This window comes from Clostridium phoceensis (assembly GCF_001244495.1).
GTDB classification, from domain to species: Bacteria; Bacillota; Clostridia; order Oscillospirales; family Oscillospiraceae; genus Lawsonibacter; species Lawsonibacter asaccharolyticus.
On the sequence record NZ_LN866274.1, the window covers coordinates 457,143 to 477,887 of the forward strand.

Genomic DNA, 20,745 nt, shown 5'->3' on the forward strand with positions numbered 1-20,745 from the left:
ATCAAGGCAGAATCTCAACATCAGTATAGAGGGATTTGCTTGCTGTCGTAAAATGATAAACAAAAGCATCCGTGTTTCCAGAAGAACTCTTTTCTTCTACCACATAGGTGTAACGGAGCTTGCCAGTCGTAGTAAGGGAGGTGTACATAGAATTTTGTACGGTACCTTCGAACTGATAGCTCGCTTTTACACCGATACCTGTTTTATCTTCATAAGAGCCATCTGCATTGAAACCACCTTGGCGATAGATTTCCCAAGATACCTTGTTATCATCATGGGGAGAGTTTGAACCATAAGGAGAAGTAGTAACGGAGGTCTTACTAGTTACAAGAGATAGGGATACCGATTGTATGCCAAGGAATTCTCCAGCGTAAAAATAGATGGGAAGACTAACACGGGTCTCGTTATTGTCGGGAGTGATGCTACCGGACGCTGCATGGAAATTTGAATGATTTCCCTGAATAGAGATATACGCTGTATCAGGGTAGGCAACTACGGTGTACTTGCTAGCAGGATAACCTAAGCTGGTGTTAATGTACGAAACCGCATTATCTTTATCAGAATTTACTTTTGCAGCCACAGTCATAGTATTTTGGTTTCGCAATTGATTTGCATGAAAAATACTGACTTCACCCAGAGAGTATGTACCGCTTTTAATTGCGGCGTAATCTTGCACACGCATTTCTGCATCAACGGTGGCACGGGAAGTACTCTTGGCGGCAATGGCGATATTATCGTTTTCAAGGCTGACTATGTATGCCTTGGAGATATTACGAATGGAGTCAGAATAAATGCCAAAATGATAAATTATGGGGTTTTTATTTTCGGAGGCATCTCCAAAAGTCAAAGCACAGAAGGATTCATTTCCCGTGAATACAATATCGGCAATAATGGGTAAATCAGATTTAGATAAGGGTGCAAAAGTGGGGTCATTTGAATCGGGATCAAATGTGCCTTCAAATACACCAACATATCCGGTGTTTGTTCCAGAGGAGATTGCGTCAAGCATACCGGTCATATTGACGGTATAGACGTGCTCATCGATAGAAAACGTAATAGAGGCAACCTGTCCAGCCGAGTCAATACTTATATTGGCGTAGTTCTCTGAATCATCCTGGGCTACGGTGCTATGGGATGATTTAAAAAATGTGGTGTTCTCAGTTAACGTAAATTCTTTCAAAGCCGAGGTACTATCCTCAAATGCGTAAACTTCTGTAAAACACAAGTTACATAAGATGGTTATTGCGGCGAGGATACTTACGAATTGCTTTTTCATACAGAACCTCCTGACATTTATTCATTTGAGTTTGGTTGTGTGCCTTACGCCTCCACCTCGTCGGAATAGAAGGTCTTGCTCTCTGACTGGCTCCCGGCCCAGACGGTGACAGTGGCCTTGACCCGGTAGGTCTTACCGGAGGTCACAGCCGCTGTCTCGTCCACCTCGGCCCAGGTTCCATTCTGCTGGTCAGTCCAGAAATCCACGGTGGTCCAGGCGTAAGTGCCCGACTTTTCCTGCAGCTCCGCCCGGACCTTGCACTTGGTGGCCTCGCCGGGATAGCCCTCTACCCAGGCACTGAGGTACGCCGTCCGGCCCGAGATGTCCAGAGAGCAGTTGGAATCGCCGATGTATAGAGAGTACGGGGTAATGTCCTGGCTGCCGGGAGCCGACTGGGGCAGAGCGGCGGCGCTGGCGGCGGGGGCGGTCCCCAGAGTCAGGCACAGGGCCAGCACCGCCGCCAGCAGCTTGCTTGCTTTGATACGCATAAAAATCACCTCCCTCCGTGCGTTCATATATCATAACGACGGGGGGAGGCTGTTTTTGACAGTTAACGCAAAAAAATCCAAAAATTTTTTGAAAAGTTTTTACTGGGTCATTGGACCCCCGCAGCCACCCGTTTCAGATCCTCCATGGGGATAGTCCCTCGCAGATTATAGACGCTGTTGCCGTTGGTCCATTGGATGGTGCTGACGCCCTTTTTGCTGACTGCAATAGCTTGTTCACCCTGGATATAGAAGTTCTCCACCTCCGCGTCCTCGGTGTCCAGCATCGAAACATGAGAGGTTTTATCGCCGATGACGGTGTGGGTCAGCCGCATGGTGTTTCCTGTCGCGTCCTCAAAGAAGATGTGGAGGTTGATATGATTGCCGCTCCGGCGGATTTCCTCCATCCCCTCTGGCAGATAGGTCAGGGCGACGTCCCCGGCCCCGCGCGCCGTTTCCTCCCGGGCGGAGAAGCGGAACTCGGTGAACTCCTGGAACACCCGGGTGATGACCGCAATGACCTGGGTCCGGAAGGCCTGGGAGGTGACCATCAGGCCGGAGAAGGTGAGGGTCCCGCACACCAGAAGGATGACCGCCGCCTGGCGGGCACAGCGCAGGGCGGCCTTGGCCCAGCCCGGGCGGTCGGCCCGGCGGATGAGGACCTTCATGCGCCGCTGGAACCGGGGGGAGGTGGGGATGTCGGGCAGCTCGCCCTCCGGGGGCAGCTGGGCCAGCACAAGGTCCCGGGCCGCCCCGGCGTGGGCGTACAAAAGGCGGTCCAGCTCCTGATCGGTCATACCTCCACCCCCATTTCCTCCAAATTTTTGCGCAGGTGCTCTTTGGCCCGGTGGGCGATCTGGGATATGTGATCCGGCCGCAGGCCCAGAAGTTTCCCGATCTCGGAATTGCCATATCCCTGGTCGTATTTCAGCAGCAGCACATCCCGTTCACGCCGGGGCAGGGCCGCAATGGCCCGAGCCACCCCGTCCCCCCGCTCCACACCCTCGGCCTGGGGTGGTGCGGCGGCGGTCCAGTCCTCCAGTGGGACCGTCCCCGCCCGCCGCTTTTTCTTCCGGTACAGGTCGATGGCTTTGCTCTTTGTAATCATAACGATCAGAGACCTGGTTTCAGGACAGTCAATTTCATGAATTTTCTCGATCATTTCCGCAAGGCGCAAAAAAGCCTCGTGCACCGCGTCCTCCGCGTCGTGGGGGTCGTGCAGGATGTCGTGGGCGATATACAGCATCAGCTTTTTGTATCGGCGGTAGAGGGACAGGAACCGGTGTCGGTCCTCCTCTGCCTCGATCATGGTCAAATAGATCAGCATGGCGCCCTCCTAAGATCGGCTCCCCTATTTTACCATATCCAGCTGTATCTGTCATCCTGCTCCGGAAAATCGCACCTTTTGGGGTGAAACAGACGCTTTTTGATGAAAGCTCAACACACTCTGGGAGAAAATGCGTTTGTGATCCAGGGTAGAATATGATATATCTGATATATCACAAATAACCAATTATGAGGGCTATTCCCAAACATAAAGAAGAAGGCAAAATTGGTCGTCCCAAACGGACGGTACCAGCATCGGCATGATCGCCGCCGCCGGCCGCATCCCTGCTCTCACGCAGAGGCTGAAGAGCTAAATAGAAATGAGAACCCCGGCCCCTTCCATTCGGAAGGGGCCGGGGTCTTTTGATAAATCAAGCCTGGAGAACAGTATGTTTCGTGTCAAAGCAGCGTCGTTTACTAAAATGATTGTGTTTTTCCATAAGCTCACCTTCACTTTAGAATTTTGGCAAATCAAGAGGTTCATCGGAAGCTGAACGGACATCCTTGGTTTCAGCGCCATAAGCAGTGAAGGTCTTAAAACACCATCTACACAAGCGGCCCGCCTTCGATCAGAGCCAGCTTCTTGGCCCTGGTCAGCTGTTTGACGGCGTATTCCCGCCGCAGGGCTGCGGACTTGTCCGGCTGCTCCTCCCGCCACACCAGCGTCACCGGGCGGCGGCTCCGGGTATATTTCGCTCCCCGGCCCGCGTTGTGGGCGGCCAGACGGCGGTCCAGATCGTCGGTGATCCCGGTGTAGAGGGTGCCGTCCCCGCACCGGAGAAGATAGACCCACCAGCTCATGCCGTCCCCTCCAGGGGGAGCACAAAGGTGATGCGGGTGCCCACGTCCTCCCGGGAGACCACCTCGAACCAGCCGCCGTGGCGGTCCACGATCCACCGGGCGATGGACAGCCCCAGCCCGGTCCCCCCGGTCTGGCGGGCCCGGGAGCTGTCGGTGCGGTAAAAGCGGTCAAAGATATGAGGGATGGCCTGGGGCACGATGCCCATCCCCTCGTCCTGGACCGTGACCCTGGCATAGTCCTTCTGGGCCGACACCCGGAGATAGACCCGCCCCTCCGGGCCGCTGTACTTGACGCTGTTGTCCATCAGGATGCGCATCACCTGCTTCACCAGCCCCGGGTCGGCCCGGACCACCACCGGCCCCTGCCACCGGGCCAGGAAGGCCCGCTCCGGGTGGATCATCTGCTCCTCCCGCAGCACGTCCTCCGCCACCGCGGTCAGGTCCATCAGCTGCGGCCGGATGGGCTGGGTGTCGTTGTCTCCCCGGGCCAGGAACAGCAGCTGCTCCACCAGACGCTCCATGGCGTCCGACTCGGAGCGGATGGCGTCGATGGCCTCCTGCCGGGCCTCCGGGTCGTCCTTGCCCCACCGGTCCAGCAGAGCGGCGTAACCCTGAATGACCGCGATGGGGGTGCGCAGCTCGTGGCTGGCGTCAGAGACGAACTGCATCTGCGCGGAGTAGGCCGCGTTCACCCGGTCCAGCATGTCGTTGATGGCCTTGGCCAGGGTCTTCAGCTCCTTCTGGGTGCCGGGCAGGTCGATGCGGCTGTCCAGGTGGGTGGCGTTGATCTTGCTCAGCTCACCGGCCAGGGCCTCCAGCTCCCGCCTGGACATGTGGGTCATGGAGTTGAGCCGGGCGGCAGTGGCCGCCAGCTCCTGGATGGGCCTCAGGGTGCGGCGGATAGTCCCGGCATTGCGGAACAGGTTGGCAATCAGGGAGATGATCTGCACCGTGAGGAGGATAAAGCCCGCCCACTTCAACATCCGCCCGATCCCGGACAGATCCACCGTAATGGCGTAGGGCTCCCCGCCGTTGGGCAGTTCCACGGTGTAGTAGGAGAACAGCACATAGGTGCGCAGGCCGTCCGCTGTTGCCTCCCCGCCAGAGAACCACCCCAGCTCCCCTACGTCCACTCCCTTGGGCTCCCGGTCCAGGGGGATGATGGTGTAGTCGCTGGCCGCCATCCAGGGGACGGCCTCCGCGGTGGGCACCCCCCGCTCCTGGACCAGCTGGGCCACGTCCGCGCAGCGCTTTTCCGCCCACATCAGCTGCCCCATCAGGGCCAGCACCACCAGCAGCAGGTCCATACACAGAAAGATCCCCAGCTGCCGGAAAAACAGCCGGGTATTCAGCCGCAGGACCAGCGACTGGGACTTGGCCCCGCTGGGGGGCGTCTTGTTCTTCATGTCCCGTTTTCCCACCGGGCCCCCTCCTCTCCTTCCATGCCGCAGCCGGTCAGCCCTCCTGCTTTTTCAGCCACTCCAGCAGGGGCGTCAGATTCCGGAAGGCCACGCAGCTGCCCCCGCGGAGCAGCAGATCCAGCTGCCGCTGTTCCTGAGGGGTCCGCTCCCGCTTCTGCTGGAGGGACTGCCGCAGCCCCCTGGTGGCCATCCCTACCATCCGGCGCTGGAGCCACCCCACCTTTTTCGGGGCCCAACCGCCCTGAAGGTAGAAGATGGGGGCGTTTGGCACATAGTTGGACCGGGCCAGGTCCTGCAGCACCTTGTCCCCCGGCGGCGTCATGCCCACGCCGCAGGCGGCCCGGACATGAAAGCGCTTAACTGCGTGGTCGATGCCGCTGATATGCCCGGCCATCAGCCATCCCAGGTACAGGATGTCGCTCCCGGGCCCCACCTTTCCCGTAGCCTCGTCCAGGGCACAGACCGGCAGCCCGGCGGCCCGGCCCAGCATCTGGGCGTACTCCCGGGTAAAACCGGTCTTGGAGGTATAAACGATCGTCATATGAATCAGCTCCCCTTCTTCCCGGCCTTACTCCTCCCGGATGACGTAGCCCACGCCCCGTACAGTGTGGATCAGCTTGATGTCAAAGGCCTCGTCGATCTTGCTGCGGAGGAAACGGATATATACGTCCACCGAGTTGGTCTCCCCCACGAAGTCGAAGCCCCACACGCTGTCCAGCAGGGCCTCCCGGCTGAGCACCCTGCCCTTGTTCTCCAGCAGGTGGTGGAGCAGGTCGAACTCCCGGCGGGTCAGCTCCACCGGCGTCCCGGACACTGCCACGGTGTGGCGCTCCACGTCCATGGTCAGGGGACCGGCGGACAGCAGCGGCTCCTCCGGCCGCTCTCCGCTCCCCCGCTTCCGCAGGGCCGCCCGGATGCGGGCCAGCAGCTCCTCGATGGCAAAGGGCTTGGTGATATAGTCGTCCGCCCCGGAGTCCAGGCCGGATACCTTGTCCACCACGCTGTCCCGGGCGGTGAGCATGATGACGGGGAGCTGTACCCCCTCCTTCCGCAGGCGGCGCAGCACCTCCATGCCGGACAGCTGGGGCAGCATGATGTCCAGCAGCACCAGGTCGTACTCCCCCGACAGGGCCCGCTCCAGGCCGGAGCGGCCGTCGAAGCTCTTGTGCACCTGATAGCCCTCATACCGCAGCTCCAGCTCCACCATCCGAGCCAGCTTTTCCTCATCCTCCACCAGAAGGATCTTTTCTTCCATATCCTCTCTCACCTCAACATCCGGGCACTCCCCCGGAGATCTATTCCTTGCCGTCCCGGTCCCGGGTCCGCTTCTCATACTGGAGGTGCAGCTCATCCATTACCTGGCGCCCCATGTCGGCGGCGGTGCTGGCCACGTTCTCCATCACGTCGTTGATGCTGTCCCGCTCCAGCTCGGGGCCGGAAAAGCGGTAGCGGAATCCGAAGAACAGCCCGATCAGCAGCAGGGGAATGGTCACATAGAAGGCGAACACAAACAGGATCAACAGGATCAGCAGGGGCAGGGAGGTCACCGGTTCATCCCGGCGCCACACCTCCAGCTCGTTATCTACCAGCACCCGGTAGAGCCGGGACAGCAGCTCCCGCAGGGAGCGGCCCCGCCGCTTCTCCCCCTTGGGCCACACCACCACCACGCCCAGCGGGCTCCTGTGCTTCTTTTTCTTTCCCGGCTCCGGTGTCTCCTGGACCACCAGTTCGGCCGCCGTGGGCTGGGACTCCTTCTCCTCCCGGCCCGACCACCGGGTCCCCTCCGCCTGGGGGATGGCCCCCTTCTCCTCCAGATAGATCAGGGCGTCCAGCAGATTCCCCTCGCTGTACTCCAGGGCCTCCTTGGCCTGGGCGTAGGACACGGGGGCCTTCTCCCGCAGGCGCTCTACCATCTCCACTGTGATCTCCATCCTGAATCGCTCCTTTCCGGGCAGTCTGCCTGTTCTGACGTCAGTATAACCGCCCGGGCTTGAAGTGTCCTTTAGCCTTTCTTAAAAATGGATGAAAACGCCTTTCCCGCGGCTGCTTGTGATTCTCATTATACTATGCTATAATCCCCTTATCAACTGGAAACGGAGGTGTGCCCCTTGAAAAAGCGTCTCGGCGCCCTGCTGTGCGCCCTGGTCATGTGTCTGGCCCTGCTGTCCCCCGCCTCGGCTTTGGAGGAGGTGTGCTTTACCTCCCTGAACAACAAGCTGCTGCCCCTGGCCTCCGACACCATGCCCCTCTGGTCCGGAGGCGTCCTCTATGTGCCCGCCTCCCTGTTCGACGGCAGCGCCACCAACGCCAGCTACGGCGTGACCCTGGGGGTCAGCCTCACTCAGAGCCAGAGCAGCGGCACCATCACCCTTTACAGCCTCAGCGGCATCCTGGTCTTTGACCTGAACTCCGGCATCTGCGTGGACCAGCAGACCGGCGAGCTGCTCAGCGGCCGGGCCATCACCCGCAACGGCCGCATCTACCTCCCCCTGAACATCGTGGTGGACTTTTTCGGGCTGCGGAGCTCCTATCTCCACACCGATTACGGCTATCTGGTCCGCATCAAGAACCGGGACGACACCGCCTCCAACGGGCGGCGCTCCATCCTCACCGACGATGTCTTCATCGACTCGGCCGGCAACCAGATGAACCTCCAGCTGAAGGAGTACCAAAAGAGCCTGCTCCCTGTGGAGGAACCTGAGACCCCTGACGTCACCCCAGCGGTCCCCGCCGATCCCCCGGGCCAGGAGCTGGACCCCACCTCCATCCCCACCTATCTGGCCTTCCGCTGCCAGACGGGGGAGGCGTTGGACAGCATCCTCACCACTTTGGAGAAATCCGGAAAATCCGGCGTCTTCTTCTTCGCCCCGGAGGAGCTCTCTGTCCATGGGGACATGGTCCGCCGCCTGCTGGGCACCGGGCACAGCGTTGGCATCCTTGTCCAGGCCGGCACCCCGGAGGGGGCCCGAGCGGAGCTGGAGGCAGGGAACCGCGCCCTGGCGGAGCAGACCCGCAGCTGCACCCGCTATGTCTACTGCGGAGAGGCCCTGTGGGAGGGGCTGGAGGCGGAGGGCTGGGTCTGCTGGCAGGAGAGCCTGGACGCCGTTCCTCTGGACGGGGAGCAGAGCGCCGCCTCCTACTCCTACGGCGTTCTGCGCCAGCTGGGCCGGGCTGCCCTGAACAGCGCCTATGTTACCCTGGATGACAGCCGGCAGACCGCGGATGTTCTCCCCGCCCTGCTTCGTCAGCTGAACTATCGGGAGTACGTGGTCAGTACCCCGATGGAGACCAAGCTGTGAGGCGGGTGGATCTGGCCCGGCCCGGAGCCCCCTCTGGTGACCGGGCCCGGGTGGCCCGCCTGACCCGGCACTTGAAGGCCCGGCTGGAGGACTTCGGCCCCGGCGGGCCCCGAGTGACGGGGGTGGATGAGGCGTCCGGCACCGTTACCGCCCGCTTCCCCGGCCAGGACACCGGCGGGGTGCTGGACCGGCTGGAGCGGGACTGGGGTGTCACCGTCCTTCAGGATGGGGAGGACGCCGTGTTCCGCCTTGCCCCCTCTGTCCGGTTTGAGGACCTGGACTACGTGTGGGGCGCGCTCTTCGAGGTGCTGGGCTGAGATCGGCTCCTTTCCTTCTTCCATTCCCCACTTGACAGGTCGGGCGTTTGGTGATATAGTGCGTTTGTCAAATGAGCACTGATGGAGAAGAGGCCGCGGGACTCGCCCAGAGAGGGACGCAAAGGCTGGAAGCGTCCTGCGACATTGCCGCGGCTGGTACCACTCCTGAGCCGCCCGGGATGACCGGGACGGGCCCGCCCGTTACAGCGGTCACAAGCGGCGGTTTTCTGTAAAACCGCAAGCAGGGTGGAACCGTGGAGCGCCTTACTGCGCCTCACCCCTGATGGAGATTCAGGGGCGAGGCGCTTTTGTTTTGCCCCTCAGAGCCTTTGGGGGGCGCGCCCTGCGCACCCCCGCGGACGCAAGGAGGTATTTTGATGTCCGAAGAAGTCAAAAATGAATTTACCTTTGAAAACCCTGAGTACCGCCAGACCTACTGGCACACCTGCTCCCATGTGATGGCCCAGGCGGTCAAGCGCCTGTGGCCCGAGGTGAAGCTGGCCATCGGCCCCTCTATCGACGAGGGCTGGTACTACGACATGGACGCCCCCTTCGCCTTCACGCCCGAGCACCTGGAGCAGATCGAGGCCGAGATGCGGAAGATCTGCAAGGAGAAGCTGAAGCTGGAGCGGTTCGAGCTGCCCCGGGAGGAGGCTGTCAAATTTATGGAGGAGAAGGGAGAGCCCTTCAAGGTGGAGCTGATCCAGGATCTGCCCGAAGACGCCCACATCTCCTTCTATAAGCAGGGCGAGTTCACCGACCTGTGCGCCGGTCCCCACCTGGACTCCACCGGCCGCATCAAGGGCAACGCCCTGAAGCTCACTGCCTGCAATGCCGCCTACTGGCGCGGTGACTCCAACCGGGAGACCCTCCAGCGCATCTACGGCATCGCCTTCCCCAAGAAGGACGAGCTGGACGCCTATCTGGCCAAGATCGAAGAGGCTAAGAAGCGGGACCACCGGAAGCTGGGCAAGGAGCTGGGCCTGTTCATGCTCCGGGACGAGGGCCCCGGCTTCCCCTTCTTCCTGCCCAAGGGCATGACCCTGAAGAACACCCTGCTGGACTACTGGCGTCAGGTCCACAAGAAGTACGGCTATGTGGAGATCTCCACCCCCATCATGCTCAACCGTCAGCTGTGGGAGCGCTCCGGCCACTGGGACCACTATAAGAACAATATGTACACCACCGTTATTGACGATGTGGACTTCGCCGTCAAGCCCATGAACTGCCCCGGCGGGATGCTGGTCTATGCCAGCCAGCCCCACTCCTATAAGGAGCTGCCCCTGCGGGTGGGCGAGATCGGCCTGGTCCACCGCCACGAGCTGTCCGGCGCCCTCCACGGTCTGTTCCGGGTGCGCTGCTTCAACCAGGACGACGCCCATGTCTTTATGACCCGGGACCAGATGCAGGACGTGATCCAGGAGACCGTCCGCCTGTTCGACGAGGTCTACTCCGTCTTCGGCCTGAGCTACACCATTGAGCTGTCCACCATGCCAGAGGACCACATCGGCACCGTGGAGGAGTGGGAGCGCAACCAGGACATCCTGAAAAACGCCATCACCGCCATGGGCAAGGATTTCGTCATCAACGAGGGGGACGGCGCCTTCTACGGCCCCAAGCTGGACTTCCATCTGGCCGACTCCCTGGGCCGCACCTGGCAGTGCGGCACCATCCAGCTGGACAGCCAGCTGCCTGAGCGCTTCGAGCTGGAGTACACCGGCGAGGACGGCCAGAAGCACCGCCCCGTGATGATCCACCGGGTGGTGCTGGGCTCCATCGAGCGGTTCATCGGCGTCATCACCGAACACTTTGCCGGCGCTTTCCCCGCATGGCTCGCCCCCGTCCAGGTGAAGGTCCTGCCTGTCACCGACCGGGCCGCCCAGTACGCCGACCAGATCTCCAAGGACCTGGATGAGGCCGGTTTCCGGGTAGAGGTGGACCACCGCAACGAGAAGATCGGCAAGAAGATCCGGGAGGCCACCATGGAGAAGGTCCCCTATATGCTGGTGGTGGGCGACCGGGACATGGAGGGTCAGACCGTCTCTGTCCGCATGCGCTCCGGTGAGGACCTGGGCGCCATGTCCTGCGTCCAGTTCCAGGCCCTTCTGGCCGAGGACGTGCGGACCAAGGCCATCAAATAAGCGGCTTTCAGAGCATTCGATCCATCCCTTGGATACCATAGAAGTCTGGTCCCGGCGCGGGAAATGACTGCGGCGCCGGGGAATACCGGCATAATGAAAAAAGGGAGGCGCTTCCGGCGGAAGCGCCTCCCTTTTTCAACCGCTTTTGCACTGGTCCACGTAATACCGTCCTCCAGCACAGGGGACCAGAACGCCCCGCTCCACCAGCTGGTCAAATTTGATGCCCAGCCCCTGGAAGACCCCCGCCTCCTCCGGCGTTCTGGCCGTCTCCTCCGAGACCGCCCCCGCCTCCAGGAACTGCCTGATGATGGCTCTCTTTCGGATGGCACCCGCCGGTATCATGGCCTCCCCCTCCTTTCAGTTTTTCACCACTGCGTGGAGCAGGGACCACACGGACCAGACCAGGGACCCCGCCAGCAGGACCACCATCAGGGGGACCAGATCCTTCAGGAACACAAAGCCGCCGAAGAGGGAATCACCGAAGATGACCGCCATCCAGATGGCCCACAGGAACCAGCCTCCTTTTCCTCCAAAGCGCTGGATCACGCCTCCGATAATCAGCCCCAGCGCAATGGCGGCCAGGACGATGGCTGGATACCACCACCATTCCAAATACATATCCACCACCAGCAGGGAGGGCACCGCCTCCGCTGCCGCCGTGCTCCCCAGCTCCGGGATCACCTGTCCGCTCCGCTCCAGCGTCACCGACGCTGCGCCGGAAATGGCCTTCCACAGCATGGGCGCCGTGGCCCGCTCCACCCAGGTCAACAGGGCGGCCAGCCCCATGGAGCACAGCGCTTGTGCCCCGGCCATCCCCATCAGCAGCCCCAGTGCCCGGCGGCGTGTCAGGCTGAAGCGCACCATTTGGTCAAAGGTGATGGCCAGATAGGTGGCGGTAACGACCAGGATCATCAGCCCCGCCGCCGCGGGCAGAGCGATCCCGGAGATGGTGACGCTGCTGTCTGGATGGCCCCAGAAGAGCACCCCCGCCGTGATCAGGTGGATGGCCAGGAAAATCCCCGCCACCACTCCGCAGCCCTGGGCCAGATCCACCCAGTTGGCCCGGATCATTTTCATCATCATATGCTCACCTCACAGAAAAACGGGTGATCCTACGCCACAGGAAGAACTCGCTGACCGCCAGGACCACTGCCAGAACACCCCCCAGGATATAGGGAAGATCGCCCCACAGAGGGATCTTGGGCCCCGCCGCCATCACCATCAGGAAAATCAGGGCTGCCGTCATTACCATTGCGGCCAGGGCAACCACGATCCCCCTCCATACCCTGGACTCTACCATCAGCAGACCGCAGAGGGTCCCAAAGGCCAGGACTGTCCAGCACACCAGGGGGTACACCCACAGGGGCCAGCCTCCCAGCAGTGAGAGATCCCACCCCCAGGGATCGGTCCACCGGAGCGCCTTGGGCACCGCCGACATCAGCAGCTGGATGGCCCAGCTGGTCCCTACATAGAGCGCCAGGACCGGCTGAAGGGCCCAGAAGTAGTCCCGCCGCCGCCCGCCCAGAGTGAGGGAGATGTTTAGGTTGTTTGCGCCCATGGAAAAGCTCATGATAAACAGGATGAACGAGACGGTGATGGGCGCGGAAATGAAATAATTGTAGAACAGATTTCGCTCGCCCTCCGGGGCCGGGAACAGGATGGCTCCCAAGGTGAGCACCGCCGCATATCCCGCCACCAGGGCCAGATTGATCCTGGCCGACTGAAGCAGGAAGCGGAATTCCTTTCTCATACCTTCCCCTCCTTACTGGGCATCGCCGTGGCCGCACAGGGCCACAAACACGTTCTGAAGGTTCATGGGGGACACATCCACATCGGCCTGCCGGGCCTGACGGAACTGGGCGTCGCTCCCCCGGACGGCAGCGGTCTTGTGCCGCCCCATCTGCTGGACGGAGAGGACCTCCAGGCCGGCACAGGCCTGGTCCACCACGTCCTCCCGGCCGGAGATATAGCGGAACTGCTCCACCAGTTCCTCTGTGGGGCTGTTTTCCAGGATGCGCCCCTGGTCCAGGATGATGACCTGCTCAAAGACGGAGGCGGCCTCCTCTATGATGTGAGTAGAGACCAGGAAGGTCCGCCCCGTCTGGGCAAAGTCCTCCAGCAGCAGCTGATAGAACCGCTCCCTCATCACCACATCCAGCCCCGCCGCCGGCTCATCCAGAATGGTGATGGGTGCCCGGCTGGCCAGGGCGATCAGGATGGTCACCATAGACATCTGCCCCTTGGACAGCTGACTGATCTTCTTTTTTGGTTCCAGCTGAAACTCGTTCAGCAGGCGGTCGGCATACTCCTGGTCCCAGTTGGGGTAGAATATGGCGGCCGACTTCAGGTAGTACCGGACCTTCTGGTTGTTGGGACCTGAGAACAGGGTGGGCTGGAGCTCCCGGGAAAAGCAGATCTGCTCCAGCGCCCTGCAGTTCTCCCACACCGGCTCTCCATCGCAGGTCACCTGCCCGCTGTCCTTGGTGTTCTGGCCTGTGAGGATGCCCAGCAGGGTGGTCTTACCCGCCCCGTTTCGTCCGATCAGCCCATAGATCCTGCCCGGCTGGATGGTCAGGTCCAGCCCCTCCAGCACCCGCTTGCTCCCATAGGACTTGCACAGCCCCTCCGCTTTCAAAATGCCTGTATTCATTTGGCTTCTCCTTCCTCGATGGCCCGGCGCACCATGGCCAGCAGTTCTTCCCCGGTCACAGCCAGGGAGGCCCCCTCCTTTACCAGGGGCCGCACATAGCTGTCGTAAAACGCCGCTTTCCGCTTGGCCCGCACGGCCTGCTCCGCCCCCGGGGCCACGAACATGCCGATGCCCCGGCGCTTATACAGGATCCCCTCCGCCGAGAGGAGGTTGAGCCCTTTGGCCGCCGTGGCCGGGTTGATGTGATAGACCCGGGAGAGCTCATTGGTGGAGGGCACCTGCTCCTCCTCCCGGTAGACGCCCCGCAGGATGTCGTCCTCCAGCATCTGAGCGATCTGGAGATAGATCAGTGACTGATCGCTGAGGGTCCCATGCATCTCACCGCCTCCTGTCCTTCGGTTTATTGGTTCATTACTTGTGTAATTAACCATATCACCTATATCCCTTTTTGTCAATAAAAAAGGCAAAAAAAGTCCCGCCCCAGCACTAGGCTGGGGCGGGAGCCATCAAATCAGGTGGTAGCGGAGGAGGAGTTCCTCTATCACGGTCCCGGACACATGCTTCAGGGCCTTCTTCTCCACGAATCCATACAGGAAGGGCAAGTCCATCTCCGTCAGCTTTTTGCCGTCCATCATTTTGGATGCGGCATCCAGCAGACAGCGCACATCGTAGCAAGACCCCCACACCTCAGGCACCCCCCGGTCGATGTCCAGCAGGGTGTAGACGGCCTCCATACCGGTTCGGACGGAGTACTCGGTGGTGAAGATGGTGTCCCGTGCCGTCTCGGCGAACTGGCCGATAAAGGCGAAGTTCACACAGCCCTCCGGCACCACGTCGGGCCGGTCCCCCCGGGTCCGGGGCATGAAGAAGGCGGTGATGTAGGGCATCATGCAGGGGATGGTGCTGGCAGACTGCTCCGCCAGCAGGGGGATCTCCTCCTCCGGCACCCCCAGGTGGTACAGCCACTCCATGCAGATCTCCCGGCCGGTACACGCCCGCATGGGCTTTTTCACATAGTCCCCGGGGACATCGGTGAACAGGCCGTAGATCCACCCCACCAGCTGTCCCTCCGGCTGGGCCTTGAAGTGGGGCTGGCGGTTGAAGGTATAGCTCATCATCCAGGCGGAGTCCTTCACCGTGACGATACCGCCGGTGACCACCTTCCCGGAGAAGGGGTCCCGCTTGCATACCTTTTCCAGATAGGGCGGGATCTTGTCGTCCAGGGTGGTGACGGTGGCCGACTCCCAGTTGGTAAGGCCCGGCTTGGTGCAGTACTTGTCCGGGCGGCCGAAGGCCGGGTCCTGGGCAGCGATGTTCCGCCACAGCTGCCAGCAGCCCCCCACCGGCTCAGTGAGGAACTCCGGGGCGCGGTCGTTGCTGCCCAGAGAGGAGTTCTCCGTACAGGAGCCGTTTGTGACGAACACCAGGTCGTCCTCAGTGAGCTCCCTGACCTCCTCCCGGCCCTCCCGGACCCACACCAGCTGCTTTGCCACCTTTCGGCCCGGGGCGATGTCGAAGATCACGTTGGTGACCTGCGTGTCATACTGAAACTGCACATTGTGCTCCTTCAGGTAGTGCACCATGGGCAGGATCAGGGACTCATACTGGTTGTACTGGGTAAATTTCAGGGCCGAGAAGTCGGGCAGGCCGCCGATATGGTGGATGAACCGCTGGAGATACAGCTTCATCTCCAGGGCAGAGTGCCAGGTCTCGAAGGCGAACATGGTCCGCCAGTAGAGCCAGAAGTTGGAGCGGAAGAACTCCTCGGTGAACACGTCGGTGATGGTCCTGTCGTACAGGTCCTCGTCCCGGGTGAGGAAAAGCTTCATGATCTCCAGGGCGGCCTTGTCGCTCAGAGTGAACTTCCCGTCTGTATGGGCGTCCTTTCCCCGATCCACCGTGGCCCGGCACAGGGAATAGTTGGGGTCCTCCTTGTTCAGCCAGTAGTATTCGTCCAAAACAGAATTCTCCGGGTGCTCCAGGGATGGGATGGAGCGAAACAGGTCCCACAGGCACTCGAAGTGATTCTCCATCTCCCGGCCGCCCCGGATCACGAAGCCCCGGGTGGGGTCCTGGATGCCGTCGCAGGCCCCGCCGGGGAGCTTTAGCTCCTCCAGGATGTGGATGTTCTCCCCCTTCATCTGCCCGTCCCGCACCAGGAAGCAGGCGGCCGCCAAGCTGGCCAGGCCGGAACCCACCAGCCAGGCGGATTTCCGTTCCACGCCCTCCGGCTTACGGGGGCGGGCAAATGCCTCGTAATTTCCGCTGCTGTAATACATATCCATGACCTCCAGATCGAGTTTGTGAGGTCAGTATAGCGCCCCCGGCCCTGCCTGCCAATGGATAGAGGGGGCCCGCTGTCGCAAATTGCGACAGCGGGCCCCCTTTGTCTGGATCTCAGGGCTCTTTCCGCCGGGCCATGCGCTCCAGGGCCGCGGCGATATTTCCCTCCATCACGGTATTGACCCGGCTCACCAGCCTGGCGGGCTCCTCCTTCATGCCCCCCTGCATCCACTCCACCGTCAGCCCCACAAAGGCGTACTTGTAGAAGTGGGCCAGGAAGGCCCGGTCCTCCTCCGGGACCTGGGTCCCCGCCGCCCTCTCCTCCACTACGTCCCGCATCAGCTGGTAGGTCACCCGGTACAGGTAGCCCTCCAGCAGCTCCCGGCTGACGGAGTGGTAGGTATTGCGGACCAGGGCCCGGTTGTCCCGGATGTACTCCAGGACCTGGAGGAACCCCTGCTGCCAGGTGTCCCCGTCCCGCTTTCCCTCCAGCAGGCGCTGGGCGTCGGTGGTGTAGATCCACTCCAGCAGGGCGTAGATATCCTGAAAGTGGTAGTAAAAGGTCTGGCGGTTCACCCCGCACTGCTCGGTGATGTCGGCGATGGTGATCTTATTCAGCGGCTTGTGCTCCAGCAGCTCCTTCAGCGCAGAGGCCAGGGCCCGCTTTGTGATCTGCGACATGGCGCTCCTCCTGTCTCCGGTGCCTTCCGCCCACGTCCGGGGGTCAGGACAGCTGGAACTGACCGGTATAGAGTTGATAGTAGCGTCCCTTCTGGTCCAGCAGCTCCTGGTGATCGCCCTTCTCCTGGATCTCGCCATGCTCGATGACCACGATGCAGTTGGAGTTGCGGACCGTGGACAGGCGGTGGGCGATGACAAAGACGGTGCGGCCCTCCATCAGGGCATCCATCCCCTGCTCGATGTGCCGTTCGGTGCGGGTGTCGATGGAGGAGGTGGCCTCGTCCAGGATCATCACCGGGGGATCGGCCACGGCCGCCCGGGCAATGGCCAGCAGCTGGCGCTGGCCCTGGGACAGGTTCGCCCCGTCCCCGGTGACCATGGTCTGGTAGCCGTCCGGCAGGCGGCGGATGAAGGAGTGGGCATTGGCGCTCTTAGCGGCGGCGACGCACTCCTCGTCAGTGGCATCCAGCCGTCCGTAGCGGATGTTGTCCATGATGGTGCCGGTGAACAGGTGGGTGTCCTGGAGCACCGCCCCCAGGGAGCGGCGCAGGTCGTCCTTGCGGATGGCCTTCACATCGATGCCGTCATAGGTGATGAGTCCTCCCTCGATCTCATAGAAGCGGTTGATCAGGTTGGTGATGGTGGTCTTGCCCGCGCCGGTGGAGCCTACGAAGGCGATCTTCTGGCCCGGGTTGGCGTAGACGGTCACATCTTTCAGGATGCGTTTGCCGGGCACATAGGAGAAGGCCACATGGCTGAACCGGACGGCCCCCTTCAGCTCGGTGAGGTAGTAGTCCTCCCCGGGTACGTTGCGCACGGTGCCCCGGATCAGGTGGAGGGAGGGCTTGCCCGTGTGGTCCTGGTACTTCCAGGCCCAGCCGTGGCCGGCCAGGGCGGCCAGGTCGGTCACTTCGGTGAGCCTGCCGTCAGAAGCCACCTCCACCCAGATGCCCTGGGAGGAGTCCACGCTGGGAGGCAGCAGCTTCAGGCCGCCGCTCTCGGTCCGCTCCGCCTGGCCCAGCTCGGTGAGGGCATCCTTTGCTCCCACCAGCACGGGGACCAGCGCCATGGCCGCGGTCCTTGGAGTCTTCCAGGCCCAGACACGGGGCCGGCCTGCGCCGTCAAAGACGGACAGGGTGCCGTTGGCGTCCTTCTCCGCCCCCACCAGGGTGACGGTCCCCTCGTCCACCTCGGGCTGGGTGTCCATCACCTCAAAGATCCGCTCGGCGCCCGCCAGGGCGGAGAGGAGGGTGGTCATCTGCTGGGAGATCTGGTTCAGGGGCTGGCCCACCTGCTTGGAGTAGTTGAGATAGACCACCAGGCCGCCCAGGTCAAAGCCCTGGATGACAGACAGCAGTCCGCCGAATGCGGCGGTGAGGGCGTAGCTGATGTTCATCAGGTTGCCCGACACGGGCATGATCATGGTGGAGTAGAAGTTGGCCTTCTGTGCCGCGTCCCGGTAGGTCTCATTGAGCTTGCGGAACTGATCCTTGGCCTGCTCCTCGTGGGTGAATGCCTTGACCACCTTCAGCCCCTCGATGATCTCCTGGATGTCGCCGTTCACGTCGCCCAGGGCTGCCTGCTGCTTCTGATAGAAGCGGCGGCTGCGCCCGCCCAGCTTGTTGAACAGCACCATGGTGAGCGCCAGCACCAGGGCGGTGACCAGAAACAGCTTCCAGTTGATGAAAAGCATCATGGCCACCAAGCCCACGAACATCAGGCAGCTGGAGCACATGGAGACCACGCTCTGCTCCAGGGCCAGCTGCACGTTGTCCGCGTCGTTGGTGAAGCGGCTCATCAACTCGCCGTGGGGGTGCTTGTCAAAGTAGGAAAGCGGCAGGTCCTGCAATTTGTCGAACAGGTCCTTGCGCAGCCGGTTGATCCCCCGCTGGGCCAGCCGCACCATGACGGCGGACTGTCCGTAGGTGGCCGCGCAGCCGATGAGGTAGATGCCTACCAGGACCAGGATGGCCCGGCCCAGGCCGGCGAAGTCGGTGCAGCCCGACCAGATGAAGTCGTTGATGATGCCCCGCATCATGTAGGAGCCGCCGATGTTGGTGAACACCGAGATCAGCAGGCATCCGAACACGGCCATCAGGGGCAGCTTGCTGCGGGTGAGATAACCCAGCAGCCTGGATATGGTCTTGCCCAGATCCTTGGGCTTCTGATAGCCCCCCCGGGGGGCGCGATTGGGTCCCGGCATTATTCACCAACTCCTTCCTGCTGAGACTGATAGATCTCCTGATAGATGGGACTGGTAGCCAGCAGCTCCTCATGGGTGCCCCGGGCCGCAATGTGGTCATCCTCCAGAATGAGGATCTCATCGGCGTACTGCACCGAGGAGATGCGCTGGGCAATGATGATGACAGTGGTGTCCTTCAGGTTGGCGGCGAAGGACTCCCGAATGGCCGCCTCTGTGGCTGAGTCCACGGCAGAGGTGGAGTCGTCCAGGATGAGCACCGCCGGCTTGCGGAGCATGGCCCGGGCGATGCACAGTCGCTGCTTCTGGCCGCCGGACACGTTGACGCCGCCCTGGGACAGGCTGGTGTCGAAGCCGTCGGGGAACGACATGATGAAGTCATAGGCCTGGGCGTCCTTGGCCGCCTGGATCATCTCCTCCTCTGTGGCCTCCGGGTTGCCCCACAGCAGGTTCTCCCGAATGGTGCCGGAAAAGAGGATGTTGGTCTGGAGCACCATGCCGATGCGGCCCCGGAGCTCCTCCAGGGGGTAGTCCCGCACATCCACCCCGTCCAGCAGCACCTGGCCGCCGGTGACATCGTAGAACCGGGGGATCAGGTTGACCAGAGTGGATTTGCCCGTGCCGGTCCCGCCCACGATGGCCACGAACTGCCCCGGCCTTACATGGAAGCTGATGTGGGAGAGCACGTCGTCCCCGCTGCCCGAGGCCACATATTTGAAGGAGACGTCCCGGAACTCCACCTCGCCCCTGGGGGCGGGCAGGACGTGGTCCGTTCCGTCCGCCGCCTCCCCGGGGAGGGCCGCCCGGCAGATCTCCCCCTCCGGCTTGTTCTCCACAGAGGGCTCTGTCTCCAGCACCTCCTTGATGCGGTGGGCGCAGGCCTGAGCCCGGGAGAGCTGGAGCAGGGACATGGCCACCATCATCACGCTCATGAGGATCTGCACGATGTAGTTGATGAAGGCCTGGAGGTCGCCCAGTTCAAAGGTGCCCCCCATGACCATGCCTCCGCCGAAGTAGAGCACCGCCACTGTGGCCCCGTTGAGGGCCAGCATCATCACCGGCATGATCGCAATGATCCGCAGGCCCACCGCCAGAGCGGCGTCCATCAGCTCATCGTTGGACTTCTTGAACTTGATGCGCTCGTAGCCCTCCCGGACAAAGGCCTTCACCACTCGGATGGCCACCAGATTCTCCTGGAGCGTATTGTTCAGGTTGTCGATCTTGGTCTGCATGGTCTCAAAGAGCTTGGTGCACACCTTCATCAGAATGCCGATCACCAGCACCATCAGAGGAATGACCACCACCAGCACCAGTGCCAGCCTGGCGTTCAGATAGAAGCTGATACACAGGGCGGCCACCAGCATCACTGGAGCCCGTACCAGCATCCGCAGACCCATGGCCAGCATCATGGTCATGGCATTGACATCGTTGGTCATACGGGTGATGAGGGAGGCGGAGGAGAAACGGTCAATGTCCGCAAAGGAGAACTCCTGCACCTTGTCGAAGAGGCACTGGCGCAGATTGGCGCCAAAGCCCTGGCTGGCAAAGGCAGAATACTTGGCCGCCAGCACACCGCACAGCATGGCCACGCCCGCCAGCACCAGCATCACCGCACCCAGCTGAAAAATGTAAGTCTCGTCGCCGGCTGGGATGGCCGTATCCACGATCTCTGCCATGACCAGGGGCAGCAGCAGCTCACAGATGACCTCCACCACGATGAGGATGGGAGACCAGACCGCCTGCCGCTTGTAGCCCTGCAGGTGGGTCAGAAACAACTGAAGCAAATCGATCATCTTCCTTTCTTGGTTTTTTAAGAAGCTTATGGTCAAAATGACGAGAAATCCAGCCGCGCGCCCGCCGCTTCA

Annotated in this window: 21 protein-coding genes; 3 read left to right on the forward strand and 18 right to left on the reverse strand. The window is 61.6% G+C overall.

Annotated features, from left to right (window positions below; translation table 11 throughout):
* Position 1: 1 nt before the first annotated feature.
* The 9 genes from BN1969_RS03000 to BN1969_RS03040 all read right to left on the reverse strand — a co-directional run bounded on the left by BN1969_RS03000 (position 2) and on the right by BN1969_RS03040 (position 7,240).
* On the reverse strand, positions 2 to 1,276 hold the full coding sequence (locus tag BN1969_RS03000; RefSeq protein ID WP_050622934.1) for a hypothetical protein: 1,275 nt from the start codon (positions 1,274 to 1,276) through the stop codon (positions 2 to 4).
* Between the two features lie 44 nt (positions 1,277 to 1,320).
* Entirely contained in the window at positions 1,321 to 1,764 is a 444-nt protein-coding gene (locus BN1969_RS03005; RefSeq protein WP_050622935.1) for a hypothetical protein, read from the reverse strand.
* Between the two features lie 107 nt (positions 1,765 to 1,871).
* Complete coding sequence (locus BN1969_RS03010; RefSeq protein ID WP_050622936.1) at positions 1,872 to 2,558, reverse strand: DUF4367 domain-containing protein; 687 nt, start codon at positions 2,556 to 2,558, stop codon at positions 1,872 to 1,874.
* A complete protein-coding gene (locus BN1969_RS03015) occupies positions 2,555 to 3,088 on the reverse strand; it encodes an RNA polymerase sigma factor (RefSeq protein WP_050622937.1) in 534 nt (177 codons plus the stop codon). Before BN1969_RS03015 ends, BN1969_RS03010 begins: the two co-directional genes overlap by 4 nt.
* Positions 3,089 to 3,633: 545 nt before the next feature.
* A complete protein-coding gene (locus tag BN1969_RS03020; protein WP_050622938.1) occupies positions 3,634 to 3,888 on the reverse strand; it encodes a GIY-YIG nuclease family protein in 255 nt (84 codons plus the stop codon).
* A complete protein-coding gene (locus tag BN1969_RS03025) occupies positions 3,885 to 5,309 on the reverse strand; it encodes a sensor histidine kinase (protein WP_242850272.1) in 1,425 nt (474 codons plus the stop codon). The genes BN1969_RS03020 and BN1969_RS03025 overlap by 4 nt, the downstream gene beginning before the upstream one ends.
* A 34-nt stretch (positions 5,310 to 5,343) precedes the next feature.
* On the reverse strand, positions 5,344 to 5,850 hold the full coding sequence (locus tag BN1969_RS03030; protein WP_050622939.1) for a hypothetical protein: 507 nt from the start codon (positions 5,848 to 5,850) through the stop codon (positions 5,344 to 5,346).
* A 27-nt stretch (positions 5,851 to 5,877) separates the two neighbouring features.
* The gene (locus tag BN1969_RS03035) at positions 5,878 to 6,564 is read right to left on the reverse strand and encodes a response regulator transcription factor (RefSeq protein WP_050622940.1); all 687 of its coding nucleotides are present in this window, start codon (positions 6,562 to 6,564) and stop codon (positions 5,878 to 5,880) included.
* A gap of 40 nt (positions 6,565 to 6,604) precedes the next feature.
* Positions 6,605 to 7,240, reverse strand: coding sequence for a UBA domain-containing protein (locus BN1969_RS03040; protein ID WP_050622941.1), 636 nt, complete (start codon positions 7,238 to 7,240; stop codon positions 6,605 to 6,607).
* Positions 7,241 to 7,417: 177 nt separating this feature from the next.
* On the opposite strand from BN1969_RS03040, the gene BN1969_RS03045 reads away from it, so the two are divergent.
* From BN1969_RS03045 to thrS, 3 genes are all read left to right on the forward strand, one after another.
* Positions 7,418 to 8,608, forward strand: coding sequence for a polysaccharide deacetylase family protein (locus tag BN1969_RS03045; protein ID WP_050622942.1), 1,191 nt, complete (start codon positions 7,418 to 7,420; stop codon positions 8,606 to 8,608).
* Positions 8,605 to 8,925: a hypothetical protein gene (locus tag BN1969_RS03050; RefSeq protein ID WP_050622943.1), complete on the forward strand. Its 321-nt coding sequence runs from the start codon at positions 8,605 to 8,607 to the stop codon at positions 8,923 to 8,925. The genes BN1969_RS03045 and BN1969_RS03050 overlap by 4 nt, the downstream gene beginning before the upstream one ends.
* Positions 8,926 to 9,302: 377 nt before the next feature.
* Positions 9,303 to 11,066 (forward strand): threonine--tRNA ligase, encoded by a 1,764-nt coding sequence (thrS, locus tag BN1969_RS03055; RefSeq protein WP_050622944.1) that lies wholly within the window; start codon positions 9,303 to 9,305, stop codon positions 11,064 to 11,066.
* 135 nt (positions 11,067 to 11,201) lie between these two features.
* On the opposite strand, the gene BN1969_RS03060 is transcribed toward thrS, so the two are convergent.
* The 9 genes from BN1969_RS03060 to BN1969_RS03100 all read right to left on the reverse strand — a co-directional run bounded on the left by BN1969_RS03060 (position 11,202) and on the right by BN1969_RS03100 (position 20,664).
* Positions 11,202 to 11,408: a hypothetical protein gene (locus tag BN1969_RS03060; RefSeq protein WP_050622945.1), complete on the reverse strand. Its 207-nt coding sequence runs from the start codon at positions 11,406 to 11,408 to the stop codon at positions 11,202 to 11,204.
* 15 nt (positions 11,409 to 11,423) lie between these two features.
* Entirely contained in the window at positions 11,424 to 12,149 is a 726-nt protein-coding gene (locus BN1969_RS03065; RefSeq protein WP_050622946.1) for a hypothetical protein, read from the reverse strand.
* Positions 12,150 to 12,153: 4 nt separating this feature from the next.
* Positions 12,154 to 12,816, reverse strand: a complete 663-nt coding sequence (locus BN1969_RS03070) for a hypothetical protein (RefSeq protein ID WP_050622947.1) — start codon at positions 12,814 to 12,816, stop codon at positions 12,154 to 12,156.
* Positions 12,817 to 12,828: 12 nt separating this feature from the next.
* Positions 12,829 to 13,716 carry an ABC transporter ATP-binding protein gene (locus BN1969_RS03075; protein WP_050622948.1) on the reverse strand — a complete coding sequence of 296 codons (888 nt, stop codon included), beginning with the start codon at positions 13,714 to 13,716 and terminating at the stop codon, positions 12,829 to 12,831.
* A complete protein-coding gene (locus BN1969_RS03080; RefSeq protein WP_050622949.1) occupies positions 13,713 to 14,093 on the reverse strand; it encodes a GntR family transcriptional regulator in 381 nt (126 codons plus the stop codon). The genes BN1969_RS03075 and BN1969_RS03080 overlap by 4 nt, the downstream gene beginning before the upstream one ends.
* 129 nt (positions 14,094 to 14,222) lie before the next feature.
* Positions 14,223 to 15,995 (reverse strand): oleate hydratase, encoded by a 1,773-nt coding sequence (locus BN1969_RS03085; RefSeq protein ID WP_050622950.1) that lies wholly within the window; start codon positions 15,993 to 15,995, stop codon positions 14,223 to 14,225.
* A gap of 118 nt (positions 15,996 to 16,113) precedes the next feature.
* Positions 16,114 to 16,680 (reverse strand): TetR/AcrR family transcriptional regulator, encoded by a 567-nt coding sequence (locus tag BN1969_RS03090; protein ID WP_050622951.1) that lies wholly within the window; start codon positions 16,678 to 16,680, stop codon positions 16,114 to 16,116.
* Between the two features lie 43 nt (positions 16,681 to 16,723).
* Complete coding sequence (locus BN1969_RS03095) at positions 16,724 to 18,883, reverse strand: ABC transporter ATP-binding protein (protein WP_050622952.1); 2,160 nt, start codon at positions 18,881 to 18,883, stop codon at positions 16,724 to 16,726.
* The gene (locus tag BN1969_RS03100) at positions 18,883 to 20,664 is read right to left on the reverse strand and encodes an ABC transporter ATP-binding protein (RefSeq protein WP_082203481.1); all 1,782 of its coding nucleotides are present in this window, start codon (positions 20,662 to 20,664) and stop codon (positions 18,883 to 18,885) included. Before BN1969_RS03100 ends, BN1969_RS03095 begins: the two co-directional genes overlap by 1 nt.
* Between the last annotated feature and the right edge of the window lie 81 nt (positions 20,665 to 20,745).